General features: G+C 59.3%; 29 protein-coding genes. 16 read left to right on the forward strand and 13 right to left on the reverse strand.

Going from position 1 to position 23,355, the window contains the following annotated elements; translation table 11 throughout:
* Positions 1-14 precede the first annotated feature (14 nt).
* Genes JMV15_RS00270 through JMV15_RS00280 form a run of 3 tightly spaced genes read left to right on the forward strand, consistent with a single transcriptional unit; the run spans position 15 to position 1,982 of the window.
* Positions 15-443 (forward strand): hypothetical protein, encoded by a 429-nt coding sequence (locus JMV15_RS00270; protein ID WP_014716928.1) that lies wholly within the window; start codon positions 15-17, stop codon positions 441-443.
* Position 444: 1 nt separating this feature from the next.
* On the forward strand, positions 445-1,056 hold the full coding sequence (locus tag JMV15_RS00275; protein ID WP_014716929.1) for a superoxide dismutase: 612 nt from the start codon (positions 445-447) through the stop codon (positions 1,054-1,056).
* Between the two features lie 32 nt (positions 1,057-1,088).
* Positions 1,089-1,982: a ZIP family metal transporter gene (locus JMV15_RS00280; RefSeq protein ID WP_201491216.1), complete on the forward strand. Its 894-nt coding sequence runs from the start codon at positions 1,089-1,091 to the stop codon at positions 1,980-1,982.
* A gap of 113 nt (positions 1,983-2,095) precedes the next feature.
* Here the strand turns inward: JMV15_RS00280 and JMV15_RS00285 are convergent, their stop codons facing one another.
* The 10 genes from JMV15_RS00285 to JMV15_RS00330 form a co-directional block, all read right to left on the reverse strand.
* Positions 2,096-2,368: an HPr family phosphocarrier protein gene (locus JMV15_RS00285; protein ID WP_014716931.1), complete on the reverse strand. Its 273-nt coding sequence runs from the start codon at positions 2,366-2,368 to the stop codon at positions 2,096-2,098.
* A gap of 16 nt (positions 2,369-2,384) precedes the next feature.
* On the reverse strand, positions 2,385-3,242 hold the full coding sequence (rapZ, locus tag JMV15_RS00290; protein ID WP_019816957.1) for an RNase adapter RapZ: 858 nt from the start codon (positions 3,240-3,242) through the stop codon (positions 2,385-2,387).
* 2 nt (positions 3,243-3,244) lie between these two features.
* On the reverse strand, positions 3,245-3,709 hold the full coding sequence (gene ptsN, locus JMV15_RS00295) for a PTS IIA-like nitrogen regulatory protein PtsN (RefSeq protein ID WP_014716933.1): 465 nt from the start codon (positions 3,707-3,709) through the stop codon (positions 3,245-3,247).
* A 10-nt stretch (positions 3,710-3,719) separates the two neighbouring features.
* The gene (gene hpf, locus JMV15_RS00300; RefSeq protein ID WP_014716934.1) at positions 3,720-4,025 is read right to left on the reverse strand and encodes a ribosome hibernation-promoting factor, HPF/YfiA family; all 306 of its coding nucleotides are present in this window, start codon (positions 4,023-4,025) and stop codon (positions 3,720-3,722) included.
* Positions 4,026-4,100: 75 nt separating this feature from the next.
* A complete protein-coding gene (locus JMV15_RS00305; RefSeq protein ID WP_014716935.1) occupies positions 4,101-5,594 on the reverse strand; it encodes an RNA polymerase factor sigma-54 in 1,494 nt (497 codons plus the stop codon).
* Positions 5,595-5,778: 184 nt separating this feature from the next.
* On the reverse strand, positions 5,779-6,504 hold the full coding sequence (gene lptB / locus JMV15_RS00310) for an LPS export ABC transporter ATP-binding protein (RefSeq protein WP_003188582.1): 726 nt from the start codon (positions 6,502-6,504) through the stop codon (positions 5,779-5,781).
* On the reverse strand, positions 6,504-7,037 hold the full coding sequence (gene lptA / locus JMV15_RS00315; protein WP_020301264.1) for a lipopolysaccharide transport periplasmic protein LptA: 534 nt from the start codon (positions 7,035-7,037) through the stop codon (positions 6,504-6,506). The genes lptB and lptA overlap by 1 nt, the downstream gene beginning before the upstream one ends.
* Positions 7,024-7,596 (reverse strand): LPS export ABC transporter periplasmic protein LptC, encoded by a 573-nt coding sequence (lptC, locus tag JMV15_RS00320; RefSeq protein WP_014716937.1) that lies wholly within the window; start codon positions 7,594-7,596, stop codon positions 7,024-7,026. The genes lptA and lptC overlap by 14 nt, the downstream gene beginning before the upstream one ends.
* Before the next feature lie 8 nt (positions 7,597-7,604).
* A complete protein-coding gene (locus JMV15_RS00325) occupies positions 7,605-8,129 on the reverse strand; it encodes a KdsC family phosphatase (protein ID WP_003188588.1) in 525 nt (174 codons plus the stop codon).
* Positions 8,130-9,104, reverse strand: coding sequence for a KpsF/GutQ family sugar-phosphate isomerase (locus tag JMV15_RS00330; protein WP_014716939.1), 975 nt, complete (start codon positions 9,102-9,104; stop codon positions 8,130-8,132).
* A gap of 310 nt (positions 9,105-9,414) precedes the next feature.
* On the opposite strand from JMV15_RS00330, the gene JMV15_RS00335 reads away from it, so the two are divergent.
* From JMV15_RS00335 to hisC, 10 genes are all read left to right on the forward strand, one after another.
* Entirely contained in the window at positions 9,415-10,224 is an 810-nt protein-coding gene (locus JMV15_RS00335; protein WP_003188590.1) for an ATP-binding cassette domain-containing protein, read from the forward strand.
* Entirely contained in the window at positions 10,224-11,021 is a 798-nt protein-coding gene (gene mlaE / locus JMV15_RS00340) for a lipid asymmetry maintenance ABC transporter permease subunit MlaE (RefSeq protein WP_003188592.1), read from the forward strand. The genes JMV15_RS00335 and mlaE overlap by 1 nt, the downstream gene beginning before the upstream one ends.
* Positions 11,021-11,488 carry an outer membrane lipid asymmetry maintenance protein MlaD gene (gene mlaD, locus JMV15_RS00345; RefSeq protein ID WP_003188593.1) on the forward strand — a complete coding sequence of 156 codons (468 nt, stop codon included), beginning with the start codon at positions 11,021-11,023 and terminating at the stop codon, positions 11,486-11,488. The genes mlaE and mlaD overlap by 1 nt, the downstream gene beginning before the upstream one ends.
* 11 nt (positions 11,489-11,499) lie before the next feature.
* Positions 11,500-12,147: an MlaC/ttg2D family ABC transporter substrate-binding protein gene (locus JMV15_RS00350; RefSeq protein WP_014716940.1), complete on the forward strand. Its 648-nt coding sequence runs from the start codon at positions 11,500-11,502 to the stop codon at positions 12,145-12,147.
* Entirely contained in the window at positions 12,144-12,449 is a 306-nt protein-coding gene (locus tag JMV15_RS00355; RefSeq protein WP_003188596.1) for an STAS domain-containing protein, read from the forward strand. Before JMV15_RS00350 ends, JMV15_RS00355 begins: the two co-directional genes overlap by 4 nt.
* Positions 12,450-12,563: 114 nt before the next feature.
* Positions 12,564-12,803 carry a BolA family protein gene (locus JMV15_RS00360; protein ID WP_003188597.1) on the forward strand — a complete coding sequence of 80 codons (240 nt, stop codon included), beginning with the start codon at positions 12,564-12,566 and terminating at the stop codon, positions 12,801-12,803.
* 23 nt (positions 12,804-12,826) lie between these two features.
* On the forward strand, positions 12,827-14,092 hold the full coding sequence (murA, locus tag JMV15_RS00365; RefSeq protein WP_003188598.1) for a UDP-N-acetylglucosamine 1-carboxyvinyltransferase: 1,266 nt from the start codon (positions 12,827-12,829) through the stop codon (positions 14,090-14,092).
* 213 nt (positions 14,093-14,305) lie between these two features.
* Entirely contained in the window at positions 14,306-14,941 is a 636-nt protein-coding gene (gene hisG / locus JMV15_RS00370) for an ATP phosphoribosyltransferase (protein WP_003188599.1), read from the forward strand.
* A gap of 128 nt (positions 14,942-15,069) precedes the next feature.
* Positions 15,070-16,386, forward strand: a complete 1,317-nt coding sequence (gene hisD / locus JMV15_RS00375; RefSeq protein ID WP_201491217.1) for a histidinol dehydrogenase — start codon at positions 15,070-15,072, stop codon at positions 16,384-16,386.
* A gap of 3 nt (positions 16,387-16,389) precedes the next feature.
* Positions 16,390-17,442, forward strand: coding sequence for a histidinol-phosphate transaminase (gene hisC / locus JMV15_RS00380; RefSeq protein WP_014716942.1), 1,053 nt, complete (start codon positions 16,390-16,392; stop codon positions 17,440-17,442).
* A 127-nt stretch (positions 17,443-17,569) separates the two neighbouring features.
* Here hisC and JMV15_RS00385 read toward each other — a convergent pair whose 3' ends face one another.
* Together JMV15_RS00385 and upp are read right to left on the reverse strand one after the other, a co-directional pair.
* Positions 17,570-18,844, reverse strand: a complete 1,275-nt coding sequence (locus JMV15_RS00385; protein WP_003188606.1) for a uracil-xanthine permease family protein — start codon at positions 18,842-18,844, stop codon at positions 17,570-17,572.
* 2 nt (positions 18,845-18,846) lie between these two features.
* The gene (gene upp, locus JMV15_RS00390; protein ID WP_003188608.1) at positions 18,847-19,485 is read right to left on the reverse strand and encodes a uracil phosphoribosyltransferase; all 639 of its coding nucleotides are present in this window, start codon (positions 19,483-19,485) and stop codon (positions 18,847-18,849) included.
* A gap of 164 nt (positions 19,486-19,649) precedes the next feature.
* Here upp and JMV15_RS00395 point away from each other — a divergent pair, with 164 nt between their 5' ends.
* From JMV15_RS00395 to JMV15_RS00405, 3 genes are all read left to right on the forward strand, one after another.
* The gene (locus JMV15_RS00395) at positions 19,650-20,207 is read left to right on the forward strand and encodes a hypoxanthine-guanine phosphoribosyltransferase (RefSeq protein WP_003188610.1); all 558 of its coding nucleotides are present in this window, start codon (positions 19,650-19,652) and stop codon (positions 20,205-20,207) included.
* 3 nt (positions 20,208-20,210) lie between these two features.
* Entirely contained in the window at positions 20,211-20,678 is a 468-nt protein-coding gene (locus JMV15_RS00400) for a WbuC family cupin fold metalloprotein (RefSeq protein WP_014716943.1), read from the forward strand.
* A gap of 99 nt (positions 20,679-20,777) precedes the next feature.
* Entirely contained in the window at positions 20,778-21,065 is a 288-nt protein-coding gene (locus JMV15_RS00405; RefSeq protein WP_003188614.1) for a PA4642 family protein, read from the forward strand.
* A gap of 109 nt (positions 21,066-21,174) precedes the next feature.
* Here the strand turns inward: JMV15_RS00405 and mqo are convergent, their stop codons facing one another.
* Entirely contained in the window at positions 21,175-22,683 is a 1,509-nt protein-coding gene (mqo, locus tag JMV15_RS00410) for a malate dehydrogenase (quinone) (RefSeq protein ID WP_014716944.1), read from the reverse strand.
* Positions 22,684-23,355: the final 672 nt, after the last annotated feature.

Genomic DNA, 23,355 nt, shown 5'->3' on the forward strand with positions numbered 1-23,355 from the left:
TTTGGAGGCTCACCATGGAGCACTGGAAACGCACGATCGAACGGGCCAATCGCTGCTTTATGGCAGGCGAGTTGGTTGACGCTCGCGAGGCCTATCTGCAAGCCCTGGCCCTGGCCCAAGTGTTGTTCGAACGCTGGGCGGATGCTGACGAAGCAGTGGCGGCTTGCGTCATTTCCCATCACAACCTGGCGGACCTGCACTTGCGCCTGAACCAGCCTGAGGAAAGCGCGGAATACCTCTGCGCTATCCATCAGCGCCTCTTACAGACCATGCAGAACCCGCGACTCAGCCCGTCACTGCGCGAGGCCGCGCTGCGCCAAAGCAGCAAGACCTACGTCGAGCTGCTGAATTTCATCAGCGATCACGGCGAATACCCACGCACTCATCGGCTGCTGGGCAGTGCTGCGACGCCAACGTCCACGTCCCACTATGGAGCACATTGATATGACCTATACCTTGCCGGCCTTGCCTTACGCCTACGACGCCCTCGAGCCGCATATCGACGCGCAAACCATGGAAATTCACTACACCAAGCACCACCAGACCTACATCAATAACCTCAATGCTGCGGTCGAGGGGACTGAGTTCGCCGGCTGGCCGGTGGAGAAGCTGGTGTCCAGCGTCCAAACATTGCCGGAGAAATTACGCGCTGCTGTGGTCAACCAAGGAGGCGGGCATGCGAACCACTCGTTGTTCTGGGCAGTCATGTCACCGACAGGGGGCGGCAAACCCGAGGGCGCGCTGGGCAAGGCTATCGACGAGCAATTGGGTGGTTTCGACAGCTTCAAGGAGGCGTTCACCAAGGCGGCCTTGACGCGATTCGGCAGCGGTTGGGCCTGGCTGAGCGTTACGCCACAAAAAACGCTGGTGGTGGAAAGCAGCGGCAACCAGGACAGCCCGCTGATGAGCGGCAATACGCCGGTGCTGGGCCTGGACGTCTGGGAGCACGCTTACTACCTGCAATATCAAAACCGACGACCGGAGTACATCAATGCATTCTATAGCGTCATCAACTGGCCGGAGGTTGCCGCGCGCTATCAGGCCGCTTTGGCCTGACATTCACTACATAACAAGATCTAAGGCCGACTATGGGCACTCAAACACTGGCGATCGGTAGCGTGCGAATGTTTCGTTATGCGTTTGGCACGCTGCTGCTATTGGCAGGTACTGCGTTATTGGTGGCCCATGGGCTGGCCTGGTTGAACCTGGAACCGCGCATACTGCGTGCTTTGCAGGGTGGGGCGATCTGCGCGCTTGGCACGGCGCTGGGCGCGGTGCCGGTGTTGGTGATTCGGCGCATGCCGATGGCGCTTAGCGGCACCCTGCTGGGCTTTGGTGCCGGTGTGATGCTGGCGGCGACTGCGTTTTCTCTGGTGGTACCGGGCATCGCCGCCGCCGAAAGCCTGGGACTTTCACCTTGGGGCGCCAGTGGCTTGATCAGCTTCGGCATCATGCTCGGGGCGTTCGGCCTGTACCTCGTAGACCGCAAGGTTTCTGGCGCCAGCCCGGAAATGCTGGTGGGTACACCGGATAAACCGGTTATCCCGCCGCGTATTTGGTTGTTCGTGTTTGCCATCATTGCGCACAACATTCCGGAAGGCATGGCTGTGGGGGTTTCTGCGGGCGGAGGCATGGCGGATGCCGACAGCCTCGCCATGGGCATTGCCCTGCAGGATGTGCCTGAAGGGCTGGTGATTGCGCTGGTATTGGCTGGGGCGGGAATGTCGCGGATCAAAGCCTTTTTGATTGGCGCTGCATCAGGCTTGGTTGAGCCGGTATTTGCGGTGCTCTGTGCATGGCTGGTGAGCCTTGCCGAAGTGTTGTTGCCGCTGGGTTTGGCGTTGGCCGCCGGGGCAATGTTGCTGGTCGTGACTCATGAAGTCATCCCCGAGTCGCGCCGCAATGGCCATGAAAATCTCGCCAGCCTTGGGCTGTGCCTCGGGTTTTGCCTGATGATGGTGATGGATACGGCGTTAGGCTGAGGGTGGTTCCCTGTAGGAGGGAGCCTGCTCGCAAAAAAAACTGAGAGCACTGCGTTAACCAGGATGCCCGCGTTATCGTTGACGTTTTTCGCGAGCAAGCTCCTACAGTGGGGTTATTCGCCTTCGTCGAAGTAGTTGTTGATCAACGCGACCAGTGCGGCCATTGCTTCGTCTTCTTGCTCGCCTTCGGTGCGCAGATGGATTTTGGTGCCTTTGCCGGCCGCCAACATCATCATCGCCATGATGCTTTTGCCATCGACCATGGACTCTGGCGTACGCCCAGCACGGATCTGGCAGGGGAACTGCCCGGCCACGCCGACGAATTTAGCCGACGCCCGGGCGTGCAAGCCCAGCTTGTTGATGATTTCAATTTCCAGAGCAGGCATCGCGCAGGTGTTCCTTTCAACTCAGGTCGCGGTGGCGAACCTGGACGTTCTTGAGGGTTTGTTGCAGCACCTGGCCCAGCCGTTCAGTCAAATAGACCGAGCGGTGGTGGCCGCCGGTGCAGCCAATGGCAATGGTGACATAGGCTCGATTGCTGGCGGCAAAGCGCGGCAACCATTTGAGCAGGTAGCTGGAGATGTCCTGGAACATCTCTTCCACATCCGGTTGTGCGGCCAGGTAGTCGATCACAGGCTGATCCAGCCCGGACTGATCGCGCAACTCCGGCTTCCAGTAAGGGTTGGGCAGGCAGCGCACATCGAACACTAGGTCGGCATCTACCGGCATGCCGCGCTTGAAGCCAAATGACTCGACCAGAAACGCCGTCCCCGGCTCAGGCTGGTTCAGCAGGCGCAGCTTGATCGCGTCGCGCAACTGATACAGGTTCAGATTGGTGGTGTTGATCTTCAGGTCGGCCAGGTCAATGATCGGCCCGAGCAGCTTGGTCTCGTCCTCGATGGCTTCGGCCAGGGAGCGGTTGGCGCTGCTGAGGGGGTGGCGTCGACGGGTTTCGGAGAACCGCTTGAGCAAGGTCTCTTCGTCGGCATCCAGGTACAGCACATCGCAATGAATGTGCTTGGCACGCACTTCTTCCAACAGTTCCGGGAACCGCGAGAGGTGGCTAGGCAGGTTGCGCGCATCAATCGAGACCGCCACCAGCGGCTGCGCCAATTCGGTATGGATCAGTGCGCGTTCCGCCAGCTCTGGCAGCAGGCCGGCGGGCAGGTTGTCGATGCAATAGAAACCGTTGTCCTCAAGCACATTGAGGGCGGTGCTCTTACCCGAGCCGGAGCGACCGCTGACGATGATCAAACGCATGATTACTGCCCGTTTTGTTCATCCAGGACAACTTGGTACAACGCTTCATTGCTGGAGGCGCTGCGCAGTTTGTCGCGTACATCCTTGCGGTCCAGCATGCTGGCGATCTGCCGGAGCAGTTCCAGGTGCGCATCGGTGGCGGCTTCCGGGACCAGCAGCACGAAGAGCAGGTCGACCGGGGCGCCGTCGATGGCGTCGAAATCAATGGGGTGATCCAAGTGCAGCAAGGCGCTCACAGGTGTTTCACAGCCTTTGAGGCGGCAGTGCGGAATGGCGATGCCGTTGCCAAAACCGGTGGAACCGAGTTTTTCACGGGCAATCAACGCTTCGAAGACATCTTGCATCTCCAGATCCGGCACTTCGCGTGCGATCAGGTTGGCAATTTGTTCGAGGGCTTTTTTCTTGCTGCCGCCCGGCACGTTCACGAGGGAACGGCCGGGGGTCAGGATGGTTTCAAGTCGGATCATGGGGGGAGAGTTAACGACCTGTACCTTGCATCAGGTGCAGATTCTTTTCCTTATGCTTTATGAGTTGGCGGTCGAGCTTGTCGTAGAGCGAGTCAATTGCCGCGTACATGTCTTCATGTTCTGCATTGGCAACGAGCTTGGCATTCGGTACGTGCAGGGTGGCCTCGATTTTCTGCTTGAGCTTATCGACCTCCATGGTGACCTGCACGTTGGTGATCTTGTCAAAATGTCCCGCAAGCTTGTTCAGTTTGCTCTCGGTGTATTCACGCAGGGGCTTGGTGACTACCAGCTGGTGTCCACTGATGTTGACTTGCATACAGCTTCTCCTTCGTTGCCAGTGCATAAAGCGGTGGGCAGGAATACCCACCACTGGAACGCTGTGGCCCGCCCGTCACATCAAACGCTTACGCTCGCTGGATGGCGCGATCCCTAGGGACTCGCGGTACTTGGCGACGGTTCGACGGGCGACCTGAATGCCTTGTGCCTCCAGTAAACCAGCGATCTTGCTGTCACTCAACGGCTTTTTCTGATTTTCAGCGGCAACCAGTTTTTTGATGATCGCGCGGATCGCCGTGGACGAGCATTCACCGCCTTCAGAGGTGCTGACGTGGCTGGAGAAAAAGTATTTCAGCTCATAAATACCCCGTGGGGTGTGCATGAATTTCTGCGTGGTAACCCGGGAAATCGTCGATTCATGCATGCCGACGGCTTCGGCGATGTCGTGCAGCACCAGAGGCTTCATGGCCTCGTCGCCGTACTCCAGAAAACCGCGCTGGTGTTCGACGATCTGGGTTGCGACTTTCATCAGGGTTTCGTTGCGGCTTTGCAGGCTCTTGATGAACCACCGCGCTTCCTGCAACTGGTTGCGCATGAAGGTGTTATCGGCGCTGGTGTCGGCGCGGCGCACAAAACCTGCGTATTGCGGGTTGACCCGCAGGCGCGGTACCGACTCCTGGTTCAGCTCCACCAGCCAACGTTCGTTGTCCTTGCGCACGATGACGTCGGGCACTACGTATTCGGCTTCGCTGGATTCGATCTGCGAGCCTGGGCGCGGGTTGAGGCTTTGCACCAGCTCGATGACCTGGCGCAAGTCATCTTCCTTGAGCTTCATACGGCGCATCAGTTGGCTGTAGTCGCGACTGCCCAGCAGGTCGATGTAGTCACTGACCAGGCGTTGCGCTTCGGTGAGCCATGGGGTCTTGGCCGGCAATTGGCGCAGTTGCAGCAACAGGCACTCGCTGAGTGTGCGGGCACCAATGCCGGCGGGCTCGAATTGCTGGATGCGGTGCAGGACGGCTTCGATTTCGTCCAGTTCGATATCCAGTTCCGGGTCGAAGGCCTCAAGGATCTCCTCGAGGGTTTCGTCCAGGTAGCCCTGGTTGTTGATGCAGTCGATCAGGGTGACCGCGATCAGGCGATCGGTATCGGACATCGGCGCCAGGTTCAGTTGCCACAACAGGTGGCTCTGCAGGCTCTCGCCCACCGACGTACGGGTGGTGAAGTCCCACTCGTCATCATCGTTGCTCGGCAGGCTGCTGGCGCTGGTCTGGTAGACGTCTTCCCACGCGGTATCCACGGGAAGCTCGTTGGGAATGCGTTCGTTCCAGTCGCCTTCCTCCAGGTTGTCCACCGTCGGGGCGGTTTCCTGATAGGAGGGTTCCTGCACGTCGGGATTGGGTTTTTGCTCGATGTTGTCGGCCAGCGGGTCTGCATTATCGAAGTCGTCGCCTTCTTCCTGGCGTTCGAGCATCGGATTGGACTCCAGGGCCTCCTGGATTTCCTGTTGCAGGTCCAGGGTCGACAATTGGAGCAGGCGGATGGCCTGTTGCAGCTGCGGTGTCATCGTCAGCTGCTGGCCCATTCTCAGGACTAGCGATGGTTTCATGGCAGGGGCTTAACACCTTATTCGCCGGCGCAATGCGCCATCCACGACAGGGCGCGTGAGCGCCAAACATAAGCAAATTATATGCCTGATCTCGGGGCCTTTGCCTAGAGCGCGGTAACAATAAAAAAACCGAGGTTTCCATTGACTCCCGCGCGCTCCAGGGAAAAGCGCGATACCCCTGTGTTTACAGGCGGAACTCGTGACCCAGGTACACTTCCTTCACCAGCTCGTTAGCCAGGATAGTCTCGGCATCGCCTTCGGCAATCAGCTGACCATCGTTGACGATATACGCTGTTTCGCAGATATCGAGGGTTTCGCGCACGTTGTGGTCGGTGATCAGCACGCCAATGCCCTTGGCCTTGAGGTGATGGATGATCTGCTTGATGTCACCCACCGAAATCGGGTCGACACCGGCAAAGGGTTCATCCAGCAGGATGAATTTCGGCGCGGTCGCCAGGGCGCGGGCGATTTCCACGCGGCGGCGCTCACCACCGGACAGGCTCATGCCGAGGTTGTCGCGAATATGGTTGATGTGGAATTCCTGCAGCAGGCTTTCCAGCTCCTGGCGGCGGCCATCGCGATCGAGTTCCTTGCGGGTCTCGAGAATCGCCATGATGTTATCGGCTACCGACAGTTTGCGGAAGATCGACGCTTCCTGGGGAAGATAGCCAATACCTGCCCGTGCACGACCGTGCATGGGTTGATGGCTGACATCCAGGTCGTCGATCAATACACGACCCTGGTCTGCCTGGACCAGCCCGACGATCATATAGAAGCAAGTGGTTTTGCCGGCACCGTTGGGGCCGAGCAAACCGACGATCTGGCCGCTGTCGATCGACAGGCTGACGTCGCGTACCACCTGGCGGCTTTTATAGGCCTTGGCCAGATGCTGGGCTTTCAGGGTTGCCATTACTCGGCCTTCTTCTTCGGCTGGATAACCATGTCGATGCGCGGGCGCGGTGCAGTGACCTTGGAGCCGTTGGCGCGACCGGCGTTGGCGATCTGCTTGACGGTGTCATAGGTGATCTTTTCACCTTCGGTCGAGTTGCCGTCTGGGCTCAGTACCTTGGCCTGGTCGATCAACACGATACGATTCTGCTGGGCGTGATACTGGATAGTCTTGCCGTAGCCTTTCATCGGGCCGGTGTCGGTAGCGGACTGCTTCTGCTCGAAATAAGCCAGGTTGCCCACCGACGTCACCACGTCAATGTCGCCTGTCTGGGTGCGCGTCAGAGTCACCGTGTTGCCGGTGATCTTCATCGAGCCCTGGGTGATGATCACGCCGCCTGTATAGGTGGCAACACCTTTCTTGTCATCGAGCTGTGCATCGTCAGCCGAAATATGGATCGGTTGCTGGCTATCGTTCGGCAGAGCCCAGGCGCTCACGCTTCCCAGTGCTGCGCCCAGACCGAGCAAAATAGGGAGGGTTTTAACGAGCCTCATACTGTCCTCTTACGTTCGATAGCAGGTGTATCCTGCTTTCTTTCAAATACGCTTTCATTCCCTTGCCAGTCGATACACCGCCAGCGCCGTCGATTCTAACGTCTTGCTCGGTCTGCGCATATTGCTTCTGTGGGAATACGGTCATGCGACTGCTGGTAATGATGGTGTCGCGGTTCTGCGCGTCTGTACGTGCGACGCGAACCGAGTCGATCAGTTCAACTTCGGTGCCATCCGGGTTGACCTCGCCACGCTTGCTGGTGACGTGCCAGGGAAATTCGGTGCCGCGATACAGGTTCAGGTCCGGATTGGTCAGCAGGCTGACTTCGGAAGCCTTCAAGTGCTCGACCTTGTCCGATGTCATCTCATACTGCACCTTGCCGTCAGGCAGGTACTGAATGCTGTAGGCATTGGTGGCGTAATAGTCGATAAGACCTTCGTCAACCTGCGCAACAGGCTTGTCGAGAAAGCGCTCCGGGCTGATATTCCAGTAGCCCACCGCCAGGAGCAGCGCGGCGATGACCCCGAATAACAGGAAGTTGCGAATCTTTTTGCTCAGCATATAACGCTCTATAGGTAGGCGGCGTGGGCCGCTTCAAGACTGCCCTGGGCACGCAGGATCAACTCGCAGAACTCGCGGGCGGCACCTTCGCCGCCACGGGCGGTGGTGATGCCATGGGCGTGTTCGCGGACAAACGCCGCGGCATTCGCGACGGCCATGCCCAGGCCCACCCGGCGAATCACCGGCAGGTCTGGCAGGTCGTCGCCCAGATAGGCGACCTGTTCATAGCTTAGGTTGAGTTGGCCAAGAAGCTCGTCCAGCACCACCAGTTTATCCTCGCGGCCCTGATACAGGTGAGGAATACCAAGGTTTTGTGCGCGGCGTTCCACAACCGGTGTTTTTCGACCGCTGATAATTGCGGTTTGCACGCCCGCTGCCATCAGCATTTTGATGCCTTGGCCATCGAGGGTGTTGAAGGTCTTGAATTCGCTGCCGTCTTCGAGGAAGTACAGGCGGCCATCCGTCAGCACGCCGTCAACGTCGAAAATCGCCAGTTTGATGTTTTTACCGCGTTGCATCAGGTCGCTGGTCATTTACATCACTCCTGCGCGCAGCAAGTCGCCTAGGTTTAGGGCCCCGATCGGCCGATCATCGTGGTCGACCACGATCAGTGCGCCTATCCGGTGGTCTTCCATGATTTTCAACGCTTCAGCCGCGAGCATTTCGGCGCGGGCGGTCTTGCCGTGAGGGGTCATCACGGCGTCGATGGTCGCGGTATGGATATCAATGGTGCGGTCAAGGGTACGACGCAGGTCGCCGTCGGTGAATATCCCGGCCAGCCGGCCATCGGTTTCGACGATGGCGGTCATGCCCAAGCCCTTGCGCGTCATTTCCATCAGCGCATCCCGAAGCAGAGTGCCGCGTGGAACGCTCGGCAGCTCGGCGCCGCGATGCATGACATTTTCCACTTTCAGCAGCAGGCGACGGCCCAGTGCGCCACCCGGATGTGAAAATGCGAAGTCCTCGGCCGTAAACCCGCGGGCCTCCAGCAATGCCACCGCCAGGGCATCGCCCATTACCAGCGCGGCGGTGGTGGAGGAGGTGGGCGCCAGATTCAGTGGGCAGGCTTCGTGGGTCACGTGCACGTTCAGGTTGACGTCGGCAGCCTTGGCCAACGTTGACTCAGGGTTACCTGTGAGGCTGATCATCTGGATGCCCAGGCGCTTGATCAGCGGCAACAGGGTCACGATTTCGTTGGTGGTGCCGGAGTTGGACAGCGCCAAAATCACGTCATCCTTGGTGATCATGCCCATGTCGCCGTGGCTGGCTTCGGCCGGGTGCACGAAAAACGCAGTGGTCCCCGTGCTCGCCAAGGTCGCCGCGATCTTGTTGCCAATGTGGCCGGACTTGCCCATGCCGACCACCACAACGCGGCCCTTGCTCGCCAGAATCATCTCGCAGGCGCGCACGAAATCCGCGTCGATATGGGCCAGCAAGCCTTCTACGGCTTCAAGCTCAAGGCGTATGGTGCGTTGTGCGGATTGAATAAGGTCGCTGGATTGGCTCATGTCTGAAATCGTATAGCCTGACGAAAAGTCGGCGATTATAGCGGTAATGATCGATTCCCTCACGCAAGTTCGTCAGGCTTTGTGCGCGGGATAACTGAAAAGCACCGTGGGCAACATAGCAAGCAACGTTTTTTCCCTGTCTCAAATCTGAACCAGCGCTGTTCCGGCCTTGGGCGCTCTGTACCAGCAGTGATATAGTTCGCCGCCAGTTCGGTCCGCCCAACCCATGTGCTCAACTATTGCGCATCTGTTGAAAACCAAAGTCGCACACATGGTGTCTGAGTGAAAGGCTGCATCCCAAGGAGATTAGATGAGTGCCGATAACGCCTACGCGGTCGAGCTGAAGGGTCTTACCTTCAAGCGCGGGACGCGCAGCATCTTCAATAACGTCGATATTCGCATTCCTCGCGGCAAGGTCACGGGCATCATGGGGCCTTCCGGTTGCGGCAAGACCACCCTGTTGCGCCTGATGGGCATGCAATTGCGCCCCAGTGCCGGGGAAGTGTGGGTCAACGGCCAGAACCTGCCGACGCTGTCACGCAGCGATCTGTTCGATGCGCGCAAGCATATGGGCGTGCTATTCCAGAGCGGCGCGCTGTTTACCGACCTCGATGTGTTCGAAAACGTGGCCTTCCCGCTGCGGGTGCACACCCAGCTGTCCGATGAAATGATTCGTGACATCGTGTTGCTGAAGCTGCAGGCCGTAGGCCTTCGCGGCGCCATCGACCTGATGCCGGACGAGTTGTCCGGCGGCATGAAGCGCCGTGTCGCCCTGGCGCGGGCCATTGCCCTCGACCCACAGATCCTCATGTATGACGAGCCATTCGTGGGGCAGGACCCGATCGCCATGGGCGTGTTGGTGCGCCTGATCCGCCTGCTCAACGATGCACTGGGAATCACCAGTATCGTGGTATCCCACGACCTGGCCGAAACCGCGAGCATTGCCGACTATCTGTATGTAGTCGGTGATGGCCAGGTGCTGGGGCAGGGTACGCCTGAAGAGTTGATGAACGCCGATAACCCGCGCATTCGCCAATTCATGACCGGCAACCCCGATGGCCCGGTGCCTTTTCACTTTCCGGCGGCGGACTACCGCTCAGATCTTCTGGGGAAGCGCTGATGCGCAAGACATCTCTTATCGAGAAGGTTCGCCTTTTCGGTCGTTCGGGCATCGACATCGTCGAAGTGCTGGGGCGTTCGACCATTTTCCTGTTTCACGCCTTGCTGGGGCGCGGCGGCATCGGCGGCGGCTTTGGCCTGCTGGTCAAGCAACTGCACTCGGTGGGGGTGATGTCCCTGGTGATCATCGTGGTCTCCGGCGTGTTCATCGGCATGGTGCTGGCCCTGCAGGGTTTCAATATCCTGTCCAGCTACGGCTCGGAGCAGGCGGTAGGGCAGATGGTGGCCCTGACTCTGTTGCGTGAGCTTGGCCCGGTGGTCACCGCCTTGTTGTTCGCTGGGCGTGCGGGCTCGGCGTTGACCGCTGAAATCGGCAATATGAAGTCCACCGAGCAGCTGTCCAGCCTGGAAATGATCGGCGTGGACCCGCTCAAGTACATTGTTGCCCCGCGCCTGTGGGCCGGCTTCATTTCCCTGCCACTGCTGGCAATGATCTTCAGCGTGGTGGGTATCTGGGGTGGTTCGTGGGTGGCGGTTGACTGGCTGGGGGTCTACGACGGCTCCTACTGGGCCAACATGCAAAACAGCGTGACCTTCACCGGTGACGTGCTCAACGGCATTATAAAGAGCATCGTCTTTGCCTTTGTGGTGACCTGGATTGCCGTATTCCAAGGCTATGACTGTGAGCCCACTTCAGAGGGGATCAGCCGTGCCACCACCAAGACCGTTGTGTACGCCTCGTTGGCGGTACTGGGCCTTGACTTCATTTTGACCGCCTTGATGTTTGGAGATTTCTGATGCAAAACCGCACTGTGGAAATCGGTGTCGGCCTTTTCTTGCTGGCTGGCATCCTGGCTTTACTGTTGTTGGCCCTGCGAGTCAGCGGCCTGTCGGCCAGCCCTACCGCCGATACCTATAAACTTTACGCGTACTTCGACAATATCGCCGGTTTGACGGTCAGATCCAAAGTGACCATGGCCGGTGTCACCATCGGCAAAGTCACGGCAATCGATCTGGATCGCGACAGCTTTACCGGTCGGGTGACGATGCAACTGGACAAGAAGGTAGATAATCTGCCAACTGACTCCACGGCATCTATCCTCACTGCGGGTTTGCTGGGCGAGAAGTACATCGGGGTCAGCGTGGGCGGGGAAACAGCCCTGCTCAAGGATGGTTCGACCATCCACGACACACAGTCGTCGCTGGTGCTTGAAGACCTGATCGGAAAATTTTTGCTCAATACGGTCAATAAAGACGCCAAATGAGGAATCTGTTCATGATCTCTACCTTGCGACGTGGCCTGCTGGTACTGCTTGCAGCATTGCCGATGATGGCCAACGCGGCAGGTTCTGCCCACGATTTGGTGCAGGACACCACCAGCAAAATGCTGGCTGACCTCAAGGCTAATAAAGAACAGTACAAGCAAGACCCTTCCAAGTTCTACAACGCGCTCAACACGATCGTTGGCCCTGTGGTCGATGCTGAAGGCATCTCCAAAAGCATCATGACGGTCAAGTATTCGCGCAAGGCTACGCCTGCGCAGATGCAGACGTTCCAGGAAAACTTCAAGAAGGGTCTGTTCCAGTTCTACGGCAACGCTCTGCTGGAATACAACAACCAGGGCATTATCGTTGATGCGCCCAAGGACGAGTCGGGCGACCGTGCTGAAGTCGGGATGAAAGTCTCCGGCAGCAATGGCGCCGTGTACCCTGTGTCCTACACCCTGACGAAGATCAACGGTGAGTGGAAGCTGCGTAACGTGATCATCAACGGTATCAACATCGGCAAGCTGTTCCGTGATCAGTTCGCCGACGCGATGCAGCGCAATGGCAACGATCTGGACAAGACCATCAACGGTTGGGCCGGTGAAGTGGCCAAGGCCAAGGAAGAAACCGACAAAGCTGCCGGGAAGCCTGCGCAATGACCGAGTCGGCTGTTCGTATCGGCGACGCCGGCGAGCTGTTCCTCAGCGGCGTGCTGGATTACCGCACCGGGCCTGACCTGCGCAAGCAGGGCCAGGCGTTAATCAAGGCCAGCAAAGCGCCAGAGCTGGTGCTTGATTGCTCGGCGGTGACCAAGTCCAGCAGCGTCGGCCTGTCGTTGTTGCTGTGCTTCATGCGTGATGCCGAGGCGGCGAAAAAACCGGTCAGTATCCGTGCGTTGCCGGAAGACATGCGCGAAATTGCCGAAGTTTCCGGTTTGACCGAGCTACTGGCGCATCCTTAATACACATTGTTAAAGAAGCCCCCCGTCAGAGTCCTGCTATGCGGGGTTCGCAGGCGCGGGGCTTTTTTGTATGATGTGCGACCCGTGCGCACTGGGCGCCGATAGAGGTTGAGCATGCAGGCCCTAGAAGTTAAGAGCTTCCTTGAAGGAAAGCTGCCTGAAACGACTGTAGAAGTCGAAGGCGAAGGCTGCAATTTCCAGCTGAACGTGATTAGCGATGAACTGGCGGCATTGAGCCCGGTCAAGCGTCAGCAGCAGATCTATGCCCATTTGAACCCATGGATCACCGATGGCAGCATCCATGCGGTCACTATGAAATTTTTCAGCCGCGCGGCCTGGGCCGAGCGCACCTGAGCCCCCAAGGCGTCGAGATTCTTATGGATAAATTGATTATTACCGGCGGTGCCCGCCTTGATGGCGAGATTCGCATTTCCGGTGCGAAAAACTCCGCCTTGCCGATCCTGGCAGCGACCCTGCTGTGCGATGGCCCGGTGACTGTGGCCAACCTGCCGCACCTGCACGACATCACCACCATGATCGAGCTGTTCGGTCGCATGGGCATTGAGCCGGTGATCGACGAGAAACTGGCCGTCGAAATTGACCCACGTACCATCAAGACCCTGATTGCCCCGTACGAACTGGTGAAAACCATGCGTGCGTCGATCCTGGTGCTGGGCCCGATGGTTGCCCGTTTCGGCGAAGCCGAAGTAGCCTTGCCTGGCGGTTGCGCCATTGGTTCGCGTCCGGTCGACCTGCACATCCGTGGCCTTGAGGCCATGGGCGCAGTCATCGACGTCGAAGGCGGCTACATCAAAGCCAAGGCGCCGGAAGGCGGCCTGCGCGGCGCAAACTTCTTCTTTGATACCGTCAGCGTCACCGGTACCGAGAACATCATGATGGCCGCTGCCCTGGCCAACGGTCGCAGCGTGTTGCAGAACGCCGCACGCGAGCCGGAAGTGGTCGACCTGGCCAACTTCCTCAACGCCATGGGCGCCAAAGTTTCCGGCGCTGGCACTGACACCATCACTATTGATGGTGTAGAGCGTCTGCACACCGCCACCTACAAAGTCATGCCTGACCGCATCGAGACCGGTACCTACCTGGTTGCCGCTGCCGTGACCGGTGGCCGTGTGAAGGTCAAGGACACCGATCCGACCATCCTGGAAGCCGTCCTGGAAAAACTCAAGGAAGCCGGCGCAGAGATCACCACCGGCGAAGACTGGATCGAGCTGAACATGCACGGCAAGCGGCCAAAAGCCGTCAACGTGCGTACCGCTCCGTACCCGGCGTTCCCGACCGACATGCAAGCGCAGTTCATCTCCTTGAACGCGATTGCCGAAGGCACCGGTGCTGTGATCGAGACCATCTTCGAAAACCGCTTCATGCACGTGTATGAACTGCACCGCATGGGCGCCAAGATCCAGGTCGAAGGCAACACCGCCATCGTCACCGGGATCGACAAGCTCAAGGGCGCGCCAGTAATGGCAACCGACCTGCGTGCCTCGGCCAGCCTGGTAATCTCGGCACTGTGCGCCGAAGGTGACACCCTGATCGACCGCATCTACCACATAGACCGTGGTTACGAGTGCATCGAAGAGAAACTGCAGATGCTCGGCGCGAAGATTCGCCGCGTACCGGGCTAGTCCCCGCTGCCCTGTAGGAGCGAGCTTGCTCGCGAAGGCCTCATGTGCACCGCGTTGACTCTGAATAAACGCGTTATCGTTGACGTTCTTCGCGAGCAAGCTCGCTCCTACAAACACTGGTTTGTTTCAAATCGAGGCTGTCATGGCCTCGATCTGTGTCTGGCGCCGTTTGCGACCGGACAGCAATAGCCTGATGAAGGACTGACATTTCCCATGTTGACCATCGCACTGTCCAAGGGCCGCATCCTTGACGACACGTTGCCGCTTCTGGCTGAAGCGGGCATCGTGCCGACCGAGAATCCGGACAAGAGCCGCAAGCTGATCATCCCCACGACCCAGGACGACGTGCGCCTGCTGATCGTGCGGGCTACCGACGTGCCGACCTACGTTGAACATGGCGCCGCCGACCTGGGTGTTGCCGGCAAGGACGTGCTGATGGAATACGGTGGCCAGGGCCTGTACGAGCCTCTGGACCTGCGCATCGCCCTGTGCAAGCTGATGACCGCTGGCCGCGTGGGTGATGTCGAGCCCAAGGGCCGCCTGCGGGTCGCCACCAAGTTCGTCAACGTTGCCAAGCGCTATTACGCCGAACAAGGCCGTCAGGTCGATATCATCAAGCTCTACGGCTCCATGGAGCTGGCACCGCTGATCGGGCTGGCCGACAAGATCATCGACGTGGTCGACACCGGCAACACCCTGCGTGCCAACGGTTTGGAGCCCCAGGATTTTATCGCTGACATCAGCTCCCGCCTGATCGTCAACAAAGCATCGATGAAGATGCAGCACGCCCGTATTCAGGCGTTGATCGACACCCTGCGCAAGGCAGTGGAGTCTCGACACCGCGGTTGACTCACCCGCGTAGCTGAAGAGCTGCGCCCGTCTATCCGCCTCATAGCCAGAATTCTCAGGTGCCCAAGCGGAAACGACTGCTAGTTTAGGGCGCCTGAGTTTTTGCCAATTCTATTGAGGCCCTCGCTATGACCACGTCCACTGCAATTGCCCGACTCAACGCTGCCGACCCGGATTTCGCCCATCATCTGGATCATCTGCTGAGCTGGGAAAGCGTGTCTGACGACTCGGTCAACCAGCGGGTGCTCGACATCATCAAGGCCGTGCGTGAGCGCGGTGATGCTGCGCTGGTGGATTTCACCCGCCAGTTCGACGGCCTGGACGTGCAGTCCATGGCTGACCTGATCCTGCCGCGTGAACGCCTGGAGCTGGCGCTGACGCGCATCACCGCACCGCAGCGCGAAGCCCTCGAAGTCGCTGCGGCGCGGGTACGCAGCTATCACGAAAAACAGAAGCAGGACTCCTGGAGCTACACCGAGGCCGACGGCACTGTGCTGGGCCAGAAGGTCACGCCACTGGCCCGCGCCGGCCTGTACGTGCCGGGCGGTAAGGCGTCGTATCCATCGTCGGTGTTGATGAATGCGATCCCGGCCAAAGTCGCCGGCGTGACCGAAGTGGTCATGGTGGTGCCGACCCCCCGTGGCGAGATCAACGAGCTGGTGCTGGCTGCCGCCTGCATCGCCGGTGTCGACCGGGTATTCACCATCGGTGGCGCCCAGGCCGTTGCAGCGCTGGCCTATGGCACCGAAAGCGTGCCGAAGGTCGATAAAGTGGTCGGTCCCGGCAATATCTACGTCGCCACCGCCAAACGCCATGTGTTCGGCCAGGTCGGTATCGACATGATCGCCGGTCCTTCGGAAATCCTCGTGGTGTGTGACGGCCAGACCGACCCGGACTGGATCGCCATGGACCTGTTCTCCCAGGCGGAGCACGATGAAGACGCCCAGGCGATCCTGGTCAGCCCCGATGCCGAGTTCCTCGACAAGGTCGCCGCCAGCATCAATAAGCTGCTGCCGACCATGGAGCGTGCCGAGATCATCGAGAAGTCGATCAACGGCCGTGGTGCGCTGATTCGGGTGCGTGACATGGAGCAGGCCATTGAAGTGGCCAACCGCATCGCGCCGGAGCACCTTGAGCTGTCCGTAGCGGACCCACAGGCCTGGTTGCCATCGATCCGTCACGCTGGGGCGATCTTCATGGGCCGTCACACCAGCGAAGCCCTGGGCGACTATTGCGCCGGCCCCAATCACGTGTTGCCCACCTCCGGCACTGCGCGTTTCTCGTCGCCGCTGGGGGTGTACGACTTCCAGAAGCGCTCGTCGATTATCTTCTGCTCGCCACAAGGCGCTTCCGAGCTGGGCAAGACCGCCTCGGTGCTGGCCCGTGGTGAATCCCTCAGCGCGCACGCACGCAGCGCTGAATACCGCATCGTCAAGGGAGCGTAAGGCATGAGCAAATTCTGGAGCCCTTTCGTCAAGGACCTGGTGCCTTACGTACCCGGTGAGCAACCGAAGCTGACCAAACTGGTCAAGCTCAACACCAACGAAAACCCCTACGGCCCATCGCCCAAGGCGCTGGCGGCAATGCAGGCCGAGTTGAACGACAACTTGCGTCTGTACCCGGACCCCAACAGCGACCTGCTCAAGCAGGCCGTGGCCAGGTATTACGGGATCGATGCCGGCAAGGTGTTCCTCGGCAACGGTTCTGACGAAGTCCTGGCGCACATCTTCCATGGCCTGTTCCAGCACGATCTGCCGCTGCTGTTCCCGGATATCAGCTACAGCTTCTACCCGGTGTACTGCGGCCTGTACGGCATTACGTTCGACGCGGTGTCACTGGACGAACAGTTCCAGATTCGGGCCGCTGACTATGCCAGGCCCAACGGCGGGATCATCTTCCCCAACCCTAACGCGCCCACCGGCTGCGTACTGGCGCTGGACGCGGTGGAGCAGATCCTCAAGGCCAGCCCGGACTCGGTGGTGGTGGTCGATGAAGCCTATATCGACTTTGGCGGCGAAACTGCCATCAGCCTGGTCGACCGTTACCCGAACCTGCTGGTGACCCAGACCCTGTCCAAATCGCGCTCACTGGCCGGTTTGCGTGTGGGCCTGGCTGTGGGTCACCCAGACCTGATCGAGGCGCTAGAGCGGGTCAAGAACAGCTTCAACTCCTACCCGTTGGATCGGTTGGCGATTGTTGGCGCGGCGGCCGCGTTTGACGACCGTGAATACTTTGAGAAAACCTGCCAGTGGGTGATCGACAGCCGCAACCAGGTCGTCGCGCAATTGGAAGCGAAGGGATTCGAGGTATTGCCATCGGCAGCGAACTTCATCTTCGCCCGTCACCCGCGGCATGACGCTGCAGGGCTGGCCGCCAAGTTGCGTGAGCAAGGGGTGATCGTGCGGCACTTCAAGCAGGAGCGGATTGCCCAGTTCCTGCGGATCAGCATCGGGACGCCGGAGCAGAACCAGGCGCTGATCGACGGGCTCGGTGAGCTCTAACAGACGCTGAAAATCAAATGTGGGAGCTGGCTTGCCTGCGATGACGGTGTAACAGTCGACCTATCTGTCGTTTGATACACCGCTATCGCAGGCAAGCCAGCTCCCACACTGATTTGCGTTTAGTCAGTTACAGCAGCGGCTCATCCGGCTTCTTGTTCTTCCAGCCATCATTGCCCGGTAGCAGCAAGTTCAAACCAATTGCCACCACCGCACACAGGGCGATGCCCTTGAGGCCGAAATCATCCGGGCCGGTGCCGGTACCCACCAGCACACCGCCAATCCCGAACACCAACGTTACCGACACAATCACCAGGTTGCGCGCCTCGCCCAGGTCGATCTTGTGGCGAATCAGCGTGTTCATCCCCACCGCAGCAATCGAGCCGAACAGCAGGCACAGAATCCCGCCCATCACCGGCACCGGGATGCTCTGCAGCAGCGCGCCGAACTTGCCGATGAACGCCAGGCTGATGGCAAACACTGCCGCCCAGGTCATGATTTTCGGGTTGTAGTTCTTGGTCAGCATCACGGCGCCGGTCACTTCGGCGTAGGTGGTGTTCGGCGGGCCGCCAAACATGCCGGCAGCCGTGGTGGCGATACCGTCACCCAGCAGCGTGCGATGCAGGCCAGGCTTTTTCAGGTAATCGCGGCCGGTCACGCTGCCTACCGCAATCACACCCCCGATATGCTCGATCGCCGGGGCCAGTGCTACCGGGACGATAAACAGGATCGCCTGCCAGTTGAACTCCGGCGCCGTGAAGTGGGGCAGGGCGAACCAGGGGGCGGCGGCGATTTTCGCCGTGTCGACCACACCAAAGTAGAACGACATGGCAAAACCCACCAGCACGCCGGAAATGATCGGCACCAGGCGGAAAATGCCCTTGCCGAACACCGCCACGATCAAAGTGGTAAGCAGCGCTGGCATCGAGATCAGCATCGCCGTCTGATAGTGGATCAACTCGGCACCGTCGCCAGACTTGCCCATGGCCATGTTGGCGGCAATCGGCGCCATGGCCAGGCCGATCGAGATAATCACTGGGCCAATCACCACGGGCGGCAGCAGCCGGTCGATAAAACCGGTGCCCTTGACCTTCACGGCCAGTCCCAGGAACGTATAGACGAAACCCGCCGCCATCACGCCGCCCATGGTCGCCGCCAGGCCGAACTGGCCCTTGGCGAGAATGATCGGGGTGATGAACGCGAAGCTCGATGCCAAAAATACCGGCACCTGCCGCCCTGTCACCACCTGGAACAACAACGTGCCCAGGCCTGCGGTAAACAGCGCGACGTTTGGATCAAGACCTGTGATCAGCGGCATCAACACCAACGCGCCAAATGCTACGAAGAGCATTTGTGCGCCAGACAGGATCTGGCGCCAAAGCGGGTCGTTGAATTCATCCTGCATGCTCACGCGTCCTTCTGCTTGGTGCCGAAGATCTTGTCACCGGCATCGCCCAGGCCCGGGATAATGTAGCCGTGTTCATTCAGGCGCTCATCGATGGATGCGGTGTAGATCTGTACATCCGGATGGGCCTTCTCGACGGCGGCGATGCCTTCTGGCGCGGCCACCAGCACCATGGCGCGGATGTCCCGGCAACCGGCTTTTTTCAGCAAGTCGATGGTGGCGACCATGGAACTGCCGGTGGCGAGCATCGGGTCGATGATCATGGCCAGGCGTTCGTTGATTTCCGGGACGAGTTTTTCCAGGTAGGTGTGGGCCTGCAGTGTTTCTTCATTGCGGGCTACGCCCACGGCGCTGACCTTGGCGCCCGGGATCAGGCTGAGTACACCTTCGAGCATACCGATACCGGCACGCAGGATAGGGACGACGGTAATTTTCTTACCGGCGATTTTCTCCACTTGTACGGGACCAGCCCAACCGGGGATCTCGTAGGTTTCCAGGGGCAAATCCTTGGTGGCTTCGTAAGTGAGCAACGCTCCGACTTCCTGAGCAAGCTCACGGAAGTTCTTCGTGCTAATGTCGGCACGGCGCATAAGGCCGAGTTTGTGTCGGATCAGCGGGTGGCGGATCTCGCGAGTGGGCATAGGAAAGGCTCCGGCGGCGGGCAAAAAAACCGGCCTAGATTAATCTATCCGAGGGTGTTGTCCTATAGACATCAAGTACGTTAGTCCATAAAGGCTTGATTGGAGCGCACGAGAAGCGTACCTTCGCCCGCTTTTCTTGCCACAGCACCCCCTTGGAGAGCGCCATGTCTGCTGATCTCGAGCATATCCGTCAAATCATGCACGAGGCTGACTGCCTGTACACCGAAGCGCAAGTCGAAGCAGCGATCGCCAAGGTTGGCGCGCACATCACCCGCGAAATGGCCGACACCAACCCGGTGGTCTTCTGCGTGATGAACGGTGGCCTGATCTTCGCCGGTAAATTGCTGACTCACCTGCAGTTCCCGCTGGAAGCCTCTTACCTGCACGCCACCCGCTATCGCAATGAGACCAGCGGCGGCGACTTGTTCTGGAAGGCCAAGCCGGAAGTGTCGTTCATCGACCGCGATGTATTGATCATCGATGACATTCTCGATGAAGGTCACACCCTGGGCGCTATCATCGATTTCTGCAAACATGCCGGCGCACGCAAAGTGCACACCGCCGTGCTGATCGACAAAGACCACGACCGCAAGGCGCGCCCAGAGCTGAAAGCCGACTTTGTCGGGTTGCCGTGCGTCGACCGTTATATCTTCGGGTATGGCATGGACTACAAGGGCTACTGGCGTAATGCCAATGGCATCTACGCCGTTAAAGGAATGTAATCGATGGCCCGCTTTCTTGATCAGACGCTGTTTGCCGAGTTGGCCGAGAAAGCGGCCGCCAATCCCCGTGGTCGTCAAAACGTTAACTTCCATGAGATGCAAGAGCCTTGTCATCGCATGGCCGTCGGTTTGCAGCCCAGCACCTATGTACAGCCTCACCGTCACCTGAGTGCCGATAAGGCGGAGACGTTGCTGGTGCTCAAAGGGCGTCTGGGAATCCTGATTTTCAGCGAGACGGGGGAAGTGTTGAGCAAGCGTGTGTTGGAAGCGGGCGGGGAATGCCAGGGCGTCGACCTGTCGCCCGGCGTGTTCCATGGCCTGGTAGTGCTTGAGCCGGACAGCGTGATGTTTGAGTGCAAGGCTGGCCCTTACCGCGCTGTGGGTGAGGGTGAGCTGGCCGACTGGGCTCCCCGTGAAGGCGAGGCAGGTATGGCTGAGTATCATCGCTGGATGCTTGCCCAGTTCGACTGAGCAAGCCCCGTCCCACATTGCTTTCTCACCGCTTTCGAAGCCGGCGTCGCGCAGGTAGACTTCAAGCCCCGTGTAAATGTCTGCAGGCTGGAGTCGGTAATGCGTAAAGATAAGAAACAGGTGATTGGCGACGAAATCGGTGACGACCAGATCAAGTTGTTCCTGGACTTCGAGCCGGTTGATGCGACGTCGCCGTCCCTGCACAAACTGATCAAGGCCTATCGCGGCCTGCGTATCGACGACTTCGAGCGTTTCCTGGGCTTTTTCAAAGAAGCAGGCCTGGACCTGGACGGCAAGGACGAGCATGGCCAGACCTTCGTCGACCTGATCAAAGACCAGCGCAACGCCGCCGAATACATCGAGCTGATCGACAACGCCCGCGGCTGATTATCCGAGCCACAAAAAAACGCCCCGGCCTCATGAGAGGCCGGGGCGTTTCGCGCTCGTTCCCACGCTCTGCGTGGGAATGCATTCTGTGACGCTCTGCGTCACGACCTCACGCGTAGCTTTCAGCCTCGTTGCTTTGCTCCACCAGCTCCAGGCTGATGTTGTTCTGCGTGTTGAGCTTGCGATACAGCTCGGCGTCCGTCTCCAGCACTTTCTCGCGTGCCGGGAAGATCTCATGCAGCTTGGTAGCCCACTCACCGGCGGCTTTCTCCGGGAAGCAGCGCTCGATCAGCTCCAGCATGATCGAGACCGTGACCGAAGCACCAGGAGACGCGCCCAGCAGTGCCGCAAGCGAACCGTCCTTGGCCGCGACCAGTTCGGTGCCGAACTGCAGCACGCCGCCTTTCTTCGGGTCTTTCTTGATGATCTGCACGCGCTGGCCGGCCACTTCCAGGCGCCAGTCTTCGGCTTTCGCCTCGGGGTAGAAGCGACGCAGGGATTCCAGGCGCTGTTCCATGGACTGGCGCACTTCGCTGACCAGGTACTTGGTCAGGTCCATGTTGTCGCGGGCCACGGCCAGCATTGGGCCGATGTTGCCGGCGCGAATCGACATCGGCAGGTCAAGGAACGAGCCGTGCTTGAGGAACTTGGTGGTGAAACCGGCGTATGGCCCGAACAGCAGGGATTTCTTGCCATCCACCACGCGGGTGTCCAGGTGCGGCACGGACATCGGCGGCGAGCCCACGGCAGCCTGGCTGTAGACCTTGGCCTGGTGCTGCTTGACCACTTCCGGGTTGTCGCAACGCAGCCACTGGCCGCTCACCGGGAAGCCGCCGAAGCCTTTGCTCTCTTCGATGCCCGAAGCCTGCAGTAACGGCAGCGCCGCACCGCCAGCGCCGAGGAACACGAACTTGGCATCGACGTCGCGGCTGTTACCGCTGTTGACGTCCTTGATGCTCACGGTCCAGCCTGCGCCGTTGCGCTTGAGGCCGGTTACGCGCTTGCAGTACTTGACCTGGGCGTCTGGCGAACTGGTCAGGTGGCTGAGCAGCTGATTGGTCAGGGCGCCAAAGTTGACGTCGGTGCCGTTCATCACGCGGGTGGCGGCGATTTTTTCGTCGAGCGGGCGGCCCGGCATCATCAACGGCATCCACTCGGCCATTTCGCTGCGGTCTTCGGTGTAGTGCATGTCCGAAAACGCGTGGTGCTGGCTGAGGGTCTCAAAGCGCTTCTTGAGGAAGGACACGCCTTTGTCGCCCTGCACGAAGCTCAGGTGCGGCACCGGGCTGATGAACGACTTGGACGAGCCAAAGGTGCCTTTCTTGGTCAGGTAAGCCCAGAACTGCTTCGACACCTCGAACTGGGTGTTGATGTGCACGGCTTTCTTGATGTCGATGGAACCATCGGCGGCCTGTGGCGTGTAGTTCAGCTCACACAGCCCGGCATGGCCGGTGCCGGCGTTGTTCCACGGGTTGGAACTCTCCGCGGCACCCGAGTCCATCAGCTCAACGACTTCCAGCGTGAGGCTGGGGTCGAGCTCTTTGAGCAGTACGGCCAGGGTGGCACTCATGATGCCGGCCCCTACCAGTACTACGTCGACTGCTTCGTTATGCGCCATTTAACGCGTCTCCAAAATCTGCAGCACCAAATTGACGGCATGGCTGCCAGGAGTGACGGGGCGATTCACGTGTTGCCCCAGGTTACCCATGGCCAGGATCGCCATGTCCGTTTCGCAATTCTTTGCAACTTCAGCACACGCTTCCTGCCGGGCTAATCTGCCTATGAACGCATTCATGGGCGCCTGTGGCAATTCGACTTATGGTCAAAGCGTGCGATTCGTGCAACCAATCCGTAGCGGACAGGCTCAAGCTCCGGTTTTTGAGGAAGGCTCGATCCTGTGTAATTGGGCTGATCCAGACGCTGATGGTGCTTGTACAAACGCCAAACTATTCATTTGCTCGCCACACTCTTGTGAAGTTGTGAAAACCCGTTTTTTCACGCTCTTTTGAAGACGTGAACCTCAAAAAAGGGCTGCCCCAGCCTGGCACCTGGCCCGTAAACCTCTGCCGACACGCGGCAAAACGGGCAAACAACTCAAGTGGCCGAGCGCAATGGCAGCTCTGGCAGATTCGATAAAAGACGGGGTGGTTTGCAAAGGAAACAGCAAGCACGCCAGCTTCACTCGATCTGTGTGGGCGGCTCTCTGTGGGCGATTTTGGGGGCTAATGCCTGGGCATTAACGATGCTGCGGGGCCCGATCAGGAGACGTCCTTATAATCGGGGGGAGATT

This window comes from Pseudomonas paracarnis (assembly GCF_904063055.1).
In the GTDB taxonomy this organism is placed as follows: domain Bacteria; phylum Pseudomonadota; class Gammaproteobacteria; order Pseudomonadales; family Pseudomonadaceae; genus Aquipseudomonas; species Aquipseudomonas paracarnis.